Consider the following 14,341-nt stretch of genomic DNA (forward strand, 5'->3'; position numbering starts at 1 on the left):
GGCCGGATCGGCGGTTCGTTCGGGCGGCGTACGGCTCATGGCTGTTCAGTTGTCCACCCGACGACCGGAGTTGTCGGGTGATATGTGCCGTACGCGGGGCCTGACAGAACCCTCACCATGCCGCACGGGGACGGGTCAACGCAATTCCCCTTCGCGTGGCAGATGTCACAACCTCCGCCACCAGGACGTTTGACGGAGCACCGCCCGACAGACAGTCAGATCTGATGACAGCAACGGGACCTGATACTTCGTACCAGGTCCCGTTGTCCGGCCTTGCCCCGTTATGACCTCCCGGCCGGGGCGTTCCCACAGGCCTCCTAGGGCCCGACGTCCTCCAGCATCTCGGTCACCAGGGCCGCGATCGGCGAACGCTCCGAGCGGGTCAGCGTGATGTGGGCGAACAGCGGATGGCCCTTCAGCTTCTCCACCACCGCGACCACGCCGTCGTACCGCCCCACCCGCAGGTTGTCCCGCTGGGCCACGTCGTGGGTGAGCACCACCCGCGAGCCCTGGCCGATCCGGGAGAGCACGGTGAGCAGCACGTTCCGCTCCAGCGACTGGGCCTCGTCCACGATCACGAAGGCGTCGTGCAGCGAACGGCCCCGGATGTGGGTGAGCGGGAGCACCTCCAGCATCCCGCGGGAGATGACCTCCTCGATCACGTCCGGGGTGGTCACCGCCGAGAGCGTGTCGAAGACCGCCTGGGCCCACGGGCCCATCTTCTCCGCCTCGCTGCCCGGGAGGTAGCCCAACTCCTGCCCGCCGACCGCGTAGAGGGGACGGAAGACCATCACCTTGCGGTGCTGCCTCCGCTCCAGCACCGCCTCCAGACCGGCGCAGAGCGCCAGCGCGGACTTTCCGGTGCCGGCCCGGCCGCCCATCGAGACGATGCCGACCTCCTGGTCGAGCAACAGGTCGAGGGCGACCCGCTGTTCGGCGCTGCGGCCGCGGAGTCCGAAGGCCTCCCGGTCCCCCCGGACCAGCCGCACCCGGCCGTCCGCGGTGACCCGGCCGAGGGCCCGGCCGCGCTCGGAGCTGAGCACCAGACCGGTGTGCACCGGCAGCTCCTCCGCGCCCTCCACGTCCACCGCGGCGTCGTGGCCCGCGCCGAACAGCGCGTCCACCTGGTCGCCGGAGACGTGGAGTTCGGACATCCCGGTGTAGCCCGAGGTGATCGCCAGCTCCGCGCGGTACTCCTCCGCGAGCAGACCGACCGAGCTGGCCTTGATCCGCATCGGCAGGTCCTTGGAGACGACGGTGACGTCGTACCCCTCGGCCTGGAGGTTGCGCGCGACCGCGAGGATCCGGGTGTCGGCCTCACCACCGCCGATGCGGTAGCCGGCCGGGAGCACCGAGGTGTCGGAGTGGTTGAGCTCCACCCTGATGGTGCCGCCCACCTCCCCCACCGGGATCGGCTCGTCGAGCCGGCCGAAGCGGACCCGGTAGTCGTCCAGCAGGCGCAGTGCCTGGCGGGCGAAGTAGCCGAGCTCCGGGTGGTGCCGCTTGGCCTCCAACTCGGTGACCACGACCACGGGGAGGACGACCTCGTGCTCCTCGAAGCGGGTCATGGCGAGTGGGTCCGCCAGGAGCACGCTGGTGTCGAGAACGTACGTGCGCCGGTCTGGTGTCCGGCGGCTCTTGGTACTGACCACTAGGCCTCCAGAGCCGGTCCCGCGACCCGGGTGGCCGGGTACCGGTCATGGTGGGTCTATTCCCTCACCCGAGACCTGACGAACCCTGCTGGAGATCATCCTCTTGGTTAACTTTCGGTGCGTCAGACCCACCGTGGGCCACCGGTCCTGGCCGCCCGGGACCGACCGGGGCTACAGCCCCATCCGACGGTTCCTCAACTGGAAGTCCCGCAGGGCCCGCAGGAAGTCGACCTTCCGGAAGGCCGGCCAGTACGCCTCGCAGAAGTAGAACTCCGAGTGGGCGCTCTGCCAGAGCAGGAAGCCGGACAGGCGCTGCTCGCCGGAGGTGCGGATCACCAGGTCGGGGTCGGGCTGGCCCTTGGTGTAGAGGTGTTCGGCGATGTGCTCGACGTCGAGGAGTTCGGCGAGCTCCTCGATGGAGGTGCCGCGCTCGGCGTGCTCCTGGAGCAGGGAGCGGACCGCGTCGGTGATCTCGTGCCGCCCGCCGTAGCCGACCGCGACGTTGACGGTGATCCCGTTGACGTGGGCGGTGGCCTCGGCGGCGTCCTTGAGGGTGGAGGAGGTCCGCTCGGGGAGCAGGTCGAGCGCGCCGACCGGGTGGACCTTCCAGCGGCCGTCGGCGGCGAGCCGGCGGACGGTGTCCTCGATGATGCCGAGCAGCGGCAGCAGTTCGGCCGGCGGGCGGGAGAGGTTGTCGGTGGAGAGCATCCAGAGGGTGACCACCTGGACGTGCGTCTCCTCGCACCAGCCCAGGAACTCGCTGATCTTGTCGGCTCCGCGCTGGTGGCCGTCCACGGTGGTGCCACCGGTGGCCTTGGCCCAGCGGCGGTTCCCGTCCAGGATCACGCCGATGTGGTGCGGGGTGCTCTCCAGGTAGACCTCGACCCGGCGGCCGTACAGCCGGTAGGCGTTGTCCAGCAGGGTGCGGAGACCCGGCGTGCGCTCGACGACGTCGCGCAGACCCAATGTAGTTCGGTCCCTCCGTGCTCGGCCCCCGGGACGGGTACCGAAAAATACCCTGCGCAGCCTACTCCGGCACCGGTCCGCTCGGTAAAGCCGCAGGTACCGACCGTGTCACGACCTGACGTCGCCGCCGTGACCACGGACACGGAACGGTCTCCTGTTCCTTAAATATGGCGTAAGCCGACCGCCGACTCCTTGACGCTTGCCATTGGTCTAGTCCAGCTTTTGACCGAGAGCAGCGGACGCCCCACCGGCCGCCGCACTCACCGGAACCACAGCGGACCTCCCCTCCCCCACACGGAGCCGCCGCGCCCCCCACCGCGGCGGCTCCTCCCTCCTCCCACAGGAGCGTCTCCATGGCTCGTACGCTGTCGCAGCCGTCCCACCGGCGCCGGCGCAGCCCCGTCCCCGCCCTCGCGGCCGGCGGCACCGCACTCGCGCTGGCCGCCACCGGCCTGGCCCTGTTCGCGGGCGGCGCCAACGCCGCCGTCGGCAACCTGGTGGCCAACGGCGGCTTCGAGGCCGGGAACCTCTCCGGCTGGACCTGCACCGGCACCGCCTCGGCCGCCGCCTCCCCGGCGCACTCCGGCTCGTACGCGCTGAACGCGGCGCCGAGCAGCTCCGACACCGCCGAGTGCCGGCAGACCGTCAGCGTGCTGCCCAACACCAGCTACGCGCTGGCCGGTTGGGTTCAGGGCCCGTACACCTACCTCGGTGTCCGCGGCACCGGCGGCACCGACCCGTCGGTCTGGTCCAGCCAGTCCAGCTGGAACCAGCTCTCCACCAGCTTCACCACCGGCGCGGGCGTCAACAGCGTCACCCTGTACGTGCACGGCTGGTACGGCCAGGCCGCGTACCAGGCGGACGACATCACCCTGACCGGCCCGGGCGGCACCGCCTCCCCGACGCCGACCGTGACGCCGACCCCCACCCCCACCCCCACCGTCACGCCGACGGTCACCCCCACGGCCACGCCGACCGTGACGCCCACCGTCACCCCGACGCCGACGCCGACGGTCACCCCCACGCCGACCCCCACGGTCACCCCGACCGGCCCGGTCACCGACCTGCCGAAGCACGTGCTGACCGGCTACTGGCACAACTTCGACAACGGCGCGACCGTCCAGAAGCTGAGCGAGGTGCAGAGCGCCTACGACATCATCGAGGTGTCGTTCGCCGACTCCGTCCCGACGAAGACCGGGGCGATCACCTTCCAGCTCGACCCGGGCCTGTCCAGCAAGCTCGGCGGCTACACCGACGCGCAGTTCCGCGCCGACGTGAAGGCCAAGCAGGCGGCCGGCAAGAAGGTCGTCCTCTCCATCGGCGGCCAGAACGGCGCCATCCAGGTCAACGACGCGGCCGCCGCCACCGCCTTCACCGACAGCGCCTACGCGGTGCTGAAGGACTACGGCTTCGACGGCATCGACGTGGACCTGGAGAACGGGGTCAACCCGGAGCAGCTGGGCAACGCCCTGCTCAACCTGCAGGCGAAGATCGGCTCGAAGTTCGTCCTCACCATGGCGCCCGAGACCATCGGCGTCTACTCCACCGAGGGCGCGTACTTCAAGCTGGCGCTCAAGACCAAGTCCATCCTCACCGTGATGAACACCCAGTTCTACAACTCCGGTGGCATGAACGGCTGCGACGGCAAGGTCTACACCCAGGGCACCATCGACTTCATCACCTCCCAGGTCTGCACCCAGATCCAGGGCGGCCTGCGGCCCGACCAGGTCGGCATCGGCGTCCCGGCCTCGACCAAGGCGGCCGGCGGCGGCTACGTGGCCCCGAGCGTGGTCAACAACGCGCTCAGCTGCCTGGCCACCGGCACCAACTGCGGCTCCTTCGTCCCGCCGGCCAAGTGGCCGACCATCCGCGGCGCGATGACCTGGTCGACCAACTGGGACGCCAACAACGGCAACGCCTTCTCCAACACCGTGGGCCCGTTCGTCCACTCCATGCCGTAACACCTCCCCGGACGCGCGCCCTATGAGGGTGGGGCCGCGCGTCCACGAGGCCCGTCACGCCGCTCCGGGCGTGGCGGGCCTCTTCGCGTTCGGCGGGCTCCGCCGGACATGACGGCCCGTCAGCCCACAGGTGGTTTTCCGCCACTCCCGTCACACCCGTCACTGTGGTCCGCCTCACGTTTGCCCCGGGGGGACCGGGACGGATCGGGCACGGTTTCCGGATACCGGCCCCACCGGCCCCGGAGACCGGACGTTCGGGGGCGACATGACAAGGTCTCGTGATGGCCGATTAAAGCAGTGGTAAAACCGGTGCGCGTTCGTAGGATCGAATTGTTGCGAGGAGATGAAATCCGGAGCCTCGCGATGGACGACCCGAAAATCCGCCATCATTGACCGGGGAGTTGGGAAATGCGTACTTTCAAGAAGGCCGTCATCGGTTTCGTCAGCGCGGCCGCGCTGACCGTCGGCATGGCCGGCACCGCCTCGGCCGGCAGCTACAACGGCGTCTGCGAATCCGCCGGCGGCGGCGAGGCCTGCCTCTACTACACCTACAGCTACGACGGCTGGGTGTACGACACCCTGTACAGCAAGCCCAGCTACACCGGCACGTACTACGGCACCGAGACCCCGATCAACGACACCGTCGGCGCGGTCTGGAACCGTGACCCCGACAGCTCGCTGAAGCTGTTCACCGGTGCCAACTACACCGGCAGCGTCAAGGTGGTCGCGGGCGGCGGCAAGTTCAACACGCTCGGCACCGGATTCGCGAACGCCTTCAGTTCGCACTGCTTCTCCTCCAACGCCGGCTGCCCGTAATCGGCCGGAGGGGCGCCCCGGAATTCCCGGGGCGCCCCTCCGCATTTCCCGGAGTTTCCCGGAATTCCCCGGACAGAGCGAGGAGAAAGATCCGTGGCACGCCTGCACCCGCTCGGCGCCGCCTCGGCCCTGCTGGCCGTGGTCGCCGTCCTCACCGCCTGCCAGGCCGACCGGCCGGCCGAGCCGAGCGCGTTCTCGTCCGCGCTGCCGACCCGGACGGTCGCCGGGGCGGTGGCCCCCGTCCTGCCGTTGGACGCCTACCGGCTGACGCCGCCCCAGCTGGAGCACCTCCAGCAGGCCACCGACCGGATCGCCGCCGACTGCATGCGGGCCAAGGGCCTGAGCTGGCCCGCCCGTCCCGCCGCGGCGGGCGAGGAGCACGACGTCAACGAGCGCCGCTACGGCGTCACCGACGCCCGGACGGTGGCCGCGATCGGCTACCGGGTGGCTCCGCCGCGCGGCCTGACGGCCGCTCAGGTCACCGAGCGGCGGCAGGCGGTGGAGGCCAGGAACGCCGCCATGACGGAGCCCCTGGTCGCGGCGTACACCGGGGAGGAGCCCGGTGCGACCACCCCGCAGCAGGCCGGGCGCGGCGGCTGCCGGGGCGAGGCCGAGCAGCGGCTCGGCGTCCCGGCCGGCCTGGCCGAGGGCGACGACCCGGTGGAGGCCGCCCTGCAGGCCGGGTGGCAGCGCACCGCCGAGGACGCCCGGGCCAAGGAGGCCGACGCGCGGTGGAGCACCTGCATGCGCGAGGCCGGTCTCGACTACCCCGATCCGCACCGGGCCGCCGGTGACCCGGCCTGGCGGCCGGGCGCGCCGGGCGTCCCCGCCTCCCCGGACGCCCGGGAGATCACCACCGCGAAGCAGGACCTCGACTGCAAGCGCCGCACCGGCTACCTGACGGTCTGGCAGACCGTGGAGACCGAGCACCAGAACGCCCTGCTGAAGGAGCGCGAGCCGCAGCTGCGGGCCGCCGCCGAGGCCTGGCGGCAGGCGCTGGCGAAGGCCGAAGCGCTACTGGGCCAGTAGCACCGCGGCCAGCGTGCCGAGCAGCAGCGGCGGGCCGAAGGCCAGGTCGTCCCGGCGGCCGGCCCGGCGGGTGGCGAGCAGCGCGACCGCCCACAGGCCGGCCAGCAGGACGGTGAGCAGCAGGCCGGTGCGCACGGTGGACCAGCCGGTGACGGCCAGCAGGGCGCCCAGGCTGGGGGCCAGCTTGGCGTCGCCGAGGCCGATCGGGACCAGCAGGGCCAGCAGGGCGAAGCCGAGTCCGAGGGTCAGGGCCGCGAGCAGGCAGCGGAGCAGGGCCTGAGGCTCCGTCAGGGCCAGCAGGGCGGCGGTGCCCAGGGCCAGCGGGAGGGTGAGCACGTCGGGGAGGCGGTGCACCGAGGCGTCGATCAGGCCGAGCGGCACGCCGAGCAGGGCCAGCCAGACCAGGGCCGGCCAGCCGGGCACCCCGTACCCGGCCCCGACCGCGGCGCCCACCGCCACCGTCACGGCGGCCTGCACCGGCAGCGGCACCGGCCGCGCCGTCTCCCCCTCGTAGGGCACCGCCCAGCGGGCCACCGCCCACCGCACCCAGACCACCGCGGCCAGTCCCGCCAGCGCCCCGCCCAGAATCGCCGTCATGGCCCACAGCCTCCCAGAACACCTGACGCTGTGGGCAAGGCCACTGCGGATCCGGGGCCCGGCGCCCGTAGCATTACCGAGCATGCAGGTCATCCAGTCCAGCAAGCTCGCCAATGTCTGCTACGACATCCGCGGCCCGGTGCTCGACGAGGCGATGCGACTGGAGGACCAGGGCCATCGCATCCTCAAGCTGAACACGGGCAACCCCGCCGCCTTCGGCTTCGAGGCGCCGCCCGAGATCCTCCAGGACATCCTGAAGAACCTCTCCTCGGCGCACGGCTACGGCGACTCCAAGGGCCTGCTCTCGGCCCGCCGCGCCATCGTGATGCACTACGAGGAGCGCGGCCTGCACGGCCTCACGGTGGAGGACGTCTTCCTCGGCAACGGCGTCTCCGAGCTGATCCAGCTGGCCATGACGGCCCTGCTGGACGACGGCGACGAGGTGCTCGTGCCGGCTCCGGACTACCCGCTGTGGACCGCCTCGGTCTCGCTGGCCGGCGGCACCGCCGTGCACTACCGCTGCGACGAGCAGTCCGAGTGGTACCCGGACCTGGCCGACATCGAGGCCAAGGTGACCGACCGGACCAGGGCGATCGTGGTGATCAACCCGAACAACCCGACCGGCGCGGTCTACCCGCAGGAGGTGCTGGAGGGGATCGTCGAGATCGCCCGCCGGCACAAGCTGGTGCTCTACGCGGACGAGATCTACGACAAGATCCTCTACGACGACGCGGTGCACGTCCCGCTGGCCACCCTGGCCCCGGACCTGTTCTGCGTGACCTTCAACGGGATGTCCAAGTCCTACCGGGTGGCGGGCTTCCGCTCCGGCTGGATGGTGCTCTCCGGCGACCGGCACCGGGCGGCCAGCTACATCGAGGGCCTGACCGTGCTGGCCAGCATGCGGCTGTGCGCCAACATGCCCGCCCAGCACGCGGTGGCCGCGGCGCTCGGCGGACGGCAGTCGATCAAGGATCTGCTGCTGCCCGGCGGGCGGCTGCTGGAGTCCCGGGACGCGGCGTACGAGCTGCTCAACCAGATCCCGGGGGTGAGCTGCGTCAAGCCCAAGGGCGCGCTCTACGCCTTCCCCCGGCTGGACCCGCAGGTCTACAAGATCAAGGACGACGCCAGGATGGTGCTCGACCTGCTCCGGGCCAAGCGCATCCTGATCGTCCAGGGCACCGGCTTCAACTGGCCCGAGCCGGACCACTTCCGACTGGTCACCCTGCCCCGCCCGGAGGACATCACCGACGCCGTCACCCGGATCGGCGACTTCCTCTCCGGCTACGTGCAGCCGTAGCGCGCCCGTACCCGGAAACGGCCGGAGCCCCGCCCGGACGATCCCCAGAGGGTTGGGATCGTACGGTCGGGGCTCCGGCCGTTCTGTGACGCCGCGTCAGGCCACCCGGGCATCAGCCCAGGCGGTCGACCAGCGCCTCGTACTCGTCCCAGAGCGCCTTCGGCGTGTGCTCGCCGAACAGCTCCAGGTGGGCGGGGACCAGCGCGGCCTCCTTGCGCCAGATCTCCTTGTCGACCGAGAACAGCAGGTCGAGGTCGGCGTCGGCGATGTTCAGGCCCTTGAGGTCGAAGCCCTCGACGGTCGGCAGCACGCCGATCGGGGTCTCGACGCCCGCGCCGGTGCCCTCCAGGCGCTCGACGATCCACTTCAGCACCCGGGCGTTCTCGCCGTAGCCCGGCCAGACGAAGTCGCCGCCGGCGTTCTTGCGGAACCAGTTGACGTAGTAGATCTTCGGCAGCTTCGCGGCGTCGGCCTCGGCACCGAGCTTCAGCCAGTGGGCGAAGTAGTCGCCCATGTTGTAGCCGCAGAACGGCAGCATCGCGAACGGGTCGCGGCGCAGCTCGCCGACGGTGCCCTCCTGGGCGGCGGTCTTCTCGGAGGCGATGTTGGCGCCCAGGAAGACGCCGTGCTGCCAGTCGAAGGACTCGGTGACCAGCGGGACGGCGGTGGCCCGGCGGCCGCCGAACAGGATGGCCGAGATCGGCACGCCGGCCTGGTCCTCCCACTCCGGCGCGATGGTCGGGCACTGCGCGGCCGGGACGGCGAAGCGGGCGTTCGGGTGGGCGGCGGGGGTGCCGGACTCGGGGGTCCAGTCGTTGCCGCGCCAGTCGGTCAGGTGGGCCGGCGGCTCGTCGGTCAGGCCCTCCCACCAGACGTCGCCGTCGTCGGTCAGCGCGACGTTGGTGAAGACCGTGTTGCCCCAGAGGGTGTCGATCGCGTTGGCGTTGGTGTCGGTGCCGGTGCCGGGGGCGACGCCGAAGAAGCCGGCCTCCGGGTTGATGGCGTAGAGCTGGCCGTCGGCGCCGAAGCGCATCCAGGCGATGTCGTCGCCGATGGTCTCGACCTTCCAGCCCGGGATGGTCGGCTGGAGCATCGCCAGGTTGGTCTTGCCGCAGGCGGACGGGAAGGCGGCCGCGATGTACTTGGGCTCGGCGCCGCTCGGCGGGGTGAGCTTGAGGACGAGCATGTGCTCGGCCAGCCAGCCCTCGTCCCGGGCCATGGTGGAGGCGATCCGCAGCGCGTAGCACTTCTTGCCGAGCAGGGCGTTGCCGCCGTAGCCGGAGCCGAAGGACCAGATCTCGCGGGTCTCCGGGAAGTGCGAGATGTACTTGGTGGTGTTGCACGGCCACGGGACGTCCGCCTGGCCCTCGGCCAGCGGGGCGCCGACGGTGTGCACGGCCTTGACGAACTCGCCGTCCTCGCCGAGCTGGTCCAGCACGGCCTGGCCCATCCGGGTCATCACGCGCATCGAGACGGCGACGTAGGCGGAGTCGGTGATCTCGACGCCGTACGCGGCCAGCGGGGAGCCGACCGGGCCCATGGAGAACGGCACGACGTACATCGTGCGGCCCTTCATCGCGCCCTTGAAGAGGCCCTCGGCGCCGGTGAACAGCTCCCGCATCTCGGCGGGGGCCTTCCAGTTGTTGGTCGGACCCGCGTCCTTCTCCTGCTCGGAGCAGATGTAGGTGCGGTCCTCGACCCGGGCGACGTCGGTCGGGTCGGAGGCGGCGTAGTAGGAGTTGGGCCGCTTCTCCTGGTTGAGCTTGGTGAAGGTGCCCTGGGCCACCAGCTGGTCGGCGAGGCGCTGGTACTCCTCCTCCGAGCCGTCGCACCAGACGACGGCGTCCGGCTGGGTCAGCTCCGCGATCTCGCTCACCCAGGCGAGCAGGCGCTTGTGACGGGTCGGCGCGGTTGCGCTGAGCGCAGAGATCTCGTTCGACACGATCGCTCCGTTTCACGCCATCTCGTCGGGGAGGCGGCGTCGCGGTGGTTGAGGGTGTCTACACCGTAGCTCCGCCCTCAAGGCCAGGACACGGCACAGAGGCGTGATTGGCGGAATCTTTACGCCTCCTTGTCCAAGTACTGGGGGGTAACAAGGCTCCGGCGTCCCTCCCCGGAGCCTCGAGTGCCACCCTCGAACACTCCAGAACGTACAAAGGTGGCGATCATCACTTCCTACACGTCGGTAACCTACGGGACCGTAGGTAGGATCTGGCCATGACGGATGCTCTGACGCAGGCCCTGGCCGAGATCAAGCCCAAGTGGCGCGGATGGCTGCACGCGGGGATGTTCCCGGCCTCGGTGGCCGCCGGCATCGTGCTGATCTGTCTGGCCGGCTCGACCCCGGCCCGGATCGCCTGCACCGTGTACTCGATCAGCGCGTGGATGCTGTTCGGCGTGAGCGCCGTCTACCACCGCTTCGACTGGGGCCCGCGCGGCGACGCGATCCTGCGCCGGCTCGACCACGCGAACATCTTCCTGATCATCGCGGGCTCGTACACCCCGTTCACCATCCTGCTGCTGGACGGCGGCCGGCAGCAGGTGCTGCTCTGGCTGGTCTGGGGCGGAGCGCTGGCCGGGATCGCCTTCCGGGTCTTCTGGGTCGGCGCGCCGCGCTGGCTCTACACCCCGTGCTACCTGGCACTGGGGTGGGCGGCGGTCTTCTTCCTGCCCGACTTCCTGCGCACCGGCGGCGTCGCGGTGCTGGTGCTGATGCTCGTCGGCGGAGTGCTCTACAGCGTGGGCGGCGTGGTGTACGGACTCAAGAAGCCGAACCCCTCACCGCGCTGGTTCGGCTTCCACGAGGTCTTCCACGCCTTCACCCTGGGGGCGTTCATCACGCAGTACGTCGGGGTCTCCCTGGTCGCGTACAGCGTCGCCCACTGAGGGCCCGTCAACGGACGGTCCGGCCCTCCAGCCGCCGCCTGGCCCGGGCGCACTGCTCGCAGTGGTCGGCCTCCGGCCGGACGGCCGCCCTGCGGTGCATCGCCCGCACCTTGAACCGGCGGGCCACGTCCATCATCACCAGCGCCACCTCGGCCGCCGCCACGATCCAGACCATCCTCGGTCCGCCCAGCACGTAGGCCAGCACGACGGCCAACGCCGCCGCGATCGCGACCAGCGCCCCCGTGTACCTCACCGCCATCTGCTCCCCTTCTCCTGACACCCAACGGGACTCCGACGGCACACACGGTGACATGCCGGACCGGCAGGAAGGCGAACGAGGGGTCAACGCTTCGTCAAAAAAGACCGAGGACGCGGTGCCGGTTCCCCGGCCCCGCGTCCTCGGTCCTGCCTCGTGCCCCGCTCCGCTAGCCGCGGGCCCTGCGCCGTGCCCGCAGGCCGAGGCCGGTCAGGGCGGTGGCCAGCAGGGCCGCGCCCGCCGTGCCCGCCGTCAGCAGCGACGGGCCGTCCGGCTCCGCCACCGGAGCGGCCTGGTAGCCACCGCCCTTGCCCTGCTGGTCGTAGACCGAGCCGGGCAGCTTGTCGCCGTAGCGCTGCTTCACCTGGCGCTGGTAGTCGGCCAGCGAGACCCCGGCGCCCACCGCCTTCCGGGCGTCCTCGTCCAGCGGGAGCACCCTGCCCCCGCGCAGCACGTACCAGGCGTCGATCTGCGGCTCGCGGAAGGCGGTGCCGCCTCCGCCGGCCGCGGCCTTCGCGGCGTAGTCGGTCTCGTCGCCACCGGTGGCGATGTTGACGACCCGCCAGCCCGCGCCCTGCCTGGCCGTCCAGACCGAGGCCACCTGGCCGTCGGCCGCCACCGCCTTGCTGGCGGTGAACTCCGCCCGGGCCACCGGGGCGCCCGGGGTGCCGGCCACGAAGCCCGGGTCCAGCAGGTAGACCGGGACGGTGTCGCCGCTCAGCCGCGGTGCGGCCTCGGCGGCGGCCCGGGCCTCGTCGGCCGGGGAGAGCGCCAGCGACTGGTTCGGCGGGACGCCCTTGCGGGCGAAGAAGTGGCCCAACTGGTCCAGGACGGACGGGGACTGGGCCGCACCGCGGGCCGCGTTCAGCTCCGTGGGGGCGAGCTGGGCGGGAGCGCCGGGTGCCGGGTCGGCGGCCTGGGCGAGCGGGGCGGCGGCCAGGCCGAGGGTGGCGGCCAGCACGGTGGCGGCCGCGAGCCGGGAGGCTTGCTTGCGGATGGTGTCGGTCATGGTCGTCTCCTCAGGCGCCGATCCGGTAGAGGGAGTGGGTCCAGGAGAACGTGTTGTTGTTGACGTAGTAGTTGTAGTCCGCCCAGTTGTAGCGGTAGTTGGAGGGCCACGGGTCGCCCCAGTAGACCCAGTTGTTGCCGGTGTCGTAGCCGTAGAGCACGTGCATGTGGCCGCCGCCGGAGGACCACTGGATCCGGGTCTCGATCGGCCGGTTGGCGTCGATCTCGGTCTGCACCGTGCTGTAGCGCAGGTACCCGGTCACGTAGGAGCCGGAGTTGATGCCGATGTAGCGCAGCGCCGTCTGCACGTTCCCCAGCGTGGCCTGGTTGTTGGGGCAGCTGGAGTTGATCGAGCGGTTGAACGCGGCGTTGCAGAACTGGTTCTGGCTGTAGGTGTAGCCGAAGTAGGTGGCGATGGTGTTGCCGCTCGCCGCCCAGCACCAGTTGTCCTGCTGCTGTTGCTGCATGGTGAGGTTGAGCTTGCGCACCCCGAGGGCGGTGACGGCGCCGGGTGCCTGGGCGGCGGCCGCCCGGGCCTGGGGAGCGGTGGCGGCCTGGGCCGGGGTGCCGGTGGCGGCCACCAGTGTGGGGGCGATGACGCCGAGCGCGAGTGCGGCGACCGCACGGCGCAGGCGGGTCCTGGAGATCTGCATGGGCTTCTCCTCCTTGCGTTCCCGCAGGAGAGGGGATGTGGGGGTACCGCGATGGGGCGCGGTGCAGTGAGCATCGGGCCATGACGGGAGCCGGTCAACGCACCTCGTCGGGGCCCGGACGGGGGTGTGAACGGGGCCCCGCACGGTGTGAACACGGCCGGCACCCCGCGCACGTCAACACGTCCGGACCGGTGACAACTCGCCACCGGCGTGTGAATATTCACGGTCAACCCGACAGACGGGAGCCCGCCGTGCAGCAGACCGTCCACCCCGAGCTCGCCACCGCCCTCCGCACCGGCCCGTTCCACCTCGCCCTGCGCGCCGCCATCGCGGCCCGCGGCCTCGCCCTCCACCGCCTGCGGCTGCACCTGGCCCAGCGCGGCGTCCAGGTCGGGGTGACCAGCCTGAGCTACTGGCAGCAGGGGCGGCGACGGCCCGAACGGCCCGAATCCCTGCGCGCCGTACGGATCCTGGAGGAGGTGCTGGAACTCCCCGAGCACTCCCTCACCCGCCTGCTCGGCCCCCGCCAGGCGGCACCGGCCGAGGCCGCCGGGCCCGCCACCCGCCCCTACCGGGACCTGATCGCACCGGCCGTTGCCGTGGACGGCCTGCTCGCCACCATCGCCTCACCGCCGGACACCGGCCTGCACACCATCACCCACATCGAACGGGTCCGGATCGGCGCCGACCGGCAGATGGTCCGCCGCGACTCCCAACACGCCCTGCGGGCGCACCGCGACGGGATCGACCGGTACCTGGCGCTCTACCAGGGGGATCCGGGGTGCGACATCGGGGTGGTGCGGGTGCGGGGGGAGGAGAACTGCCGGCCGGGGCGGGTCCGGCGCGACCCGGAGGCCGAACTGCTGGTCGCGGAACTGCTGTTGGACCGGCGGCTGCGGACCGGGGACACCCATCTGCTGGGGTACGGGTTCGACGACGCCCCGGCGGCGGAGCCGTCCACCGAGTACGTCCGCGGCTTCAACTCCGGCGCCGGGCAGTACGTCCTGCAGGTCACCTTCCATCCGGCGGCGCTGCCGGTCCGGTGCCACCGCTTCGCCAGCCGGGCGCCGGGCGAACCGCCGTACGAGACGGAGGAGTTGACGCTGGACGGGCACCACTGCGTGCACCTGGTCGCCAGCTCGCTCAGCCCGTGCCTGCTCGGCATCCGCTGGGACTGGGAGTGACCGTGCCGGACGGGGGGCGGAAGGGCAGCGACCCAG

General features: G+C 71.3%; 13 protein-coding genes. 6 read left to right on the forward strand and 7 right to left on the reverse strand.

Annotation, left to right across the window (positions count from 1 at the left end; all coding sequences use genetic code 11):
* Positions 1-317: 317 nt before the first annotated feature.
* Both ACWEPF_RS13550 and ACWEPF_RS13555 read right to left on the reverse strand, forming a co-directional pair.
* A complete protein-coding gene (locus ACWEPF_RS13550; RefSeq protein WP_345282069.1) occupies positions 318-1,652 on the reverse strand; it encodes a PhoH family protein in 1,335 nt (444 codons plus the stop codon).
* 171 nt (positions 1,653-1,823) lie between these two features.
* The gene (locus ACWEPF_RS13555; protein ID WP_380149422.1) at positions 1,824-2,618 is read right to left on the reverse strand and encodes an isoprenyl transferase; all 795 of its coding nucleotides are present in this window, start codon (positions 2,616-2,618) and stop codon (positions 1,824-1,826) included.
* Between the two features lie 353 nt (positions 2,619-2,971).
* Here ACWEPF_RS13555 and ACWEPF_RS13560 point away from each other — a divergent pair, with 353 nt between their 5' ends.
* The 3 genes from ACWEPF_RS13560 (at position 2,972) to ACWEPF_RS13570 (ending at position 6,424) form a co-directional block, all read left to right on the forward strand.
* Complete coding sequence (locus tag ACWEPF_RS13560) at positions 2,972-4,579, forward strand: chitinase (protein WP_452172655.1); 1,608 nt, start codon at positions 2,972-2,974, stop codon at positions 4,577-4,579.
* Positions 4,580-4,987: 408 nt separating this feature from the next.
* Positions 4,988-5,395 carry a peptidase inhibitor family I36 protein gene (locus tag ACWEPF_RS13565; RefSeq protein WP_345282065.1) on the forward strand — a complete coding sequence of 136 codons (408 nt, stop codon included), beginning with the start codon at positions 4,988-4,990 and terminating at the stop codon, positions 5,393-5,395.
* A gap of 93 nt (positions 5,396-5,488) precedes the next feature.
* Positions 5,489-6,424: a hypothetical protein gene (locus ACWEPF_RS13570; RefSeq protein WP_452172656.1), complete on the forward strand. Its 936-nt coding sequence runs from the start codon at positions 5,489-5,491 to the stop codon at positions 6,422-6,424.
* Here the strand turns inward: ACWEPF_RS13570 and ACWEPF_RS13575 are convergent.
* Positions 6,410-7,021 carry a prepilin peptidase gene (locus tag ACWEPF_RS13575; RefSeq protein WP_345282061.1) on the reverse strand — a complete coding sequence of 204 codons (612 nt, stop codon included), beginning with the start codon at positions 7,019-7,021 and terminating at the stop codon, positions 6,410-6,412. The two genes, ACWEPF_RS13570 and ACWEPF_RS13575, sit on opposite strands and share 15 nt — an antisense overlap.
* Before the next feature lie 82 nt (positions 7,022-7,103).
* Here ACWEPF_RS13575 and ACWEPF_RS13580 point away from each other — a divergent pair, with 82 nt between their 5' ends.
* Positions 7,104-8,318 (forward strand): pyridoxal phosphate-dependent aminotransferase, encoded by a 1,215-nt coding sequence (locus ACWEPF_RS13580; RefSeq protein WP_345282059.1) that lies wholly within the window; start codon positions 7,104-7,106, stop codon positions 8,316-8,318.
* A gap of 112 nt (positions 8,319-8,430) precedes the next feature.
* Here ACWEPF_RS13580 and ACWEPF_RS13585 read toward each other — a convergent pair whose 3' ends face one another.
* Complete coding sequence (locus tag ACWEPF_RS13585; protein WP_345282057.1) at positions 8,431-10,260, reverse strand: phosphoenolpyruvate carboxykinase (GTP); 1,830 nt, start codon at positions 10,258-10,260, stop codon at positions 8,431-8,433.
* 275 nt (positions 10,261-10,535) lie between these two features.
* Here ACWEPF_RS13585 and trhA point away from each other — a divergent pair, with 275 nt between their 5' ends.
* Positions 10,536-11,204: a PAQR family membrane homeostasis protein TrhA gene (trhA, locus tag ACWEPF_RS13590; protein WP_345282055.1), complete on the forward strand. Its 669-nt coding sequence runs from the start codon at positions 10,536-10,538 to the stop codon at positions 11,202-11,204.
* Positions 11,205-11,211: 7 nt separating this feature from the next.
* On the opposite strand, the gene ACWEPF_RS13595 is transcribed toward trhA, so the two are convergent.
* The 3 genes from ACWEPF_RS13595 to ACWEPF_RS13605 form a co-directional block, all read right to left on the reverse strand.
* Positions 11,212-11,463, reverse strand: a complete 252-nt coding sequence (locus tag ACWEPF_RS13595; RefSeq protein WP_345282053.1) for a hypothetical protein — start codon at positions 11,461-11,463, stop codon at positions 11,212-11,214.
* A gap of 166 nt (positions 11,464-11,629) precedes the next feature.
* Positions 11,630-12,469 (reverse strand): hypothetical protein, encoded by an 840-nt coding sequence (locus ACWEPF_RS13600; protein WP_452172657.1) that lies wholly within the window; start codon positions 12,467-12,469, stop codon positions 11,630-11,632.
* A gap of 10 nt (positions 12,470-12,479) precedes the next feature.
* Complete coding sequence (locus tag ACWEPF_RS13605; RefSeq protein ID WP_452172658.1) at positions 12,480-13,121, reverse strand: papain-like cysteine protease family protein; 642 nt, start codon at positions 13,119-13,121, stop codon at positions 12,480-12,482.
* A gap of 251 nt (positions 13,122-13,372) precedes the next feature.
* On the opposite strand from ACWEPF_RS13605, the gene ACWEPF_RS13610 reads away from it, so the two are divergent.
* Positions 13,373-14,305, forward strand: coding sequence for a hypothetical protein (locus ACWEPF_RS13610; RefSeq protein ID WP_452172659.1), 933 nt, complete (start codon positions 13,373-13,375; stop codon positions 14,303-14,305).
* Positions 14,306-14,341: the final 36 nt, after the last annotated feature.

This window comes from Kitasatospora sp. NPDC004289, assembly GCF_053602875.1.

Excerpts from the sequence above, each read along its gene's own strand:
- ACWEPF_RS13560 (WP_452172655.1), top strand. The coding sequence starts at position 2,972 with ATGGCTCGTACGCTGTCGCAGCCGTCCCACCGGCGCCGGCGCAGCCCC.
- ACWEPF_RS13565 (WP_345282065.1), top strand. The coding sequence starts at position 4,988 with ATGCGTACTTTCAAGAAGGCCGTCATCGGTTTCGTCAGCGCGGCCGCG.
- ACWEPF_RS13575 (WP_345282061.1), bottom strand. The coding sequence starts at position 7,021 with ATGACGGCGATTCTGGGCGGGGCGCTGGCGGGACTGGCCGCGGTGGTC.
- ACWEPF_RS13580 (WP_345282059.1), top strand. The coding sequence starts at position 7,104 with ATGCAGGTCATCCAGTCCAGCAAGCTCGCCAATGTCTGCTACGACATC.
- trhA (WP_345282055.1), top strand. The coding sequence starts at position 10,536 with ATGACGGATGCTCTGACGCAGGCCCTGGCCGAGATCAAGCCCAAGTGG.
- ACWEPF_RS13595 (WP_345282053.1), bottom strand. The coding sequence starts at position 11,463 with ATGGCGGTGAGGTACACGGGGGCGCTGGTCGCGATCGCGGCGGCGTTG.
- ACWEPF_RS13600 (WP_452172657.1), bottom strand. The coding sequence starts at position 12,469 with ATGACCGACACCATCCGCAAGCAAGCCTCCCGGCTCGCGGCCGCCACC.
- ACWEPF_RS13605 (WP_452172658.1), bottom strand. The coding sequence starts at position 13,121 with ATGCAGATCTCCAGGACCCGCCTGCGCCGTGCGGTCGCCGCACTCGCG.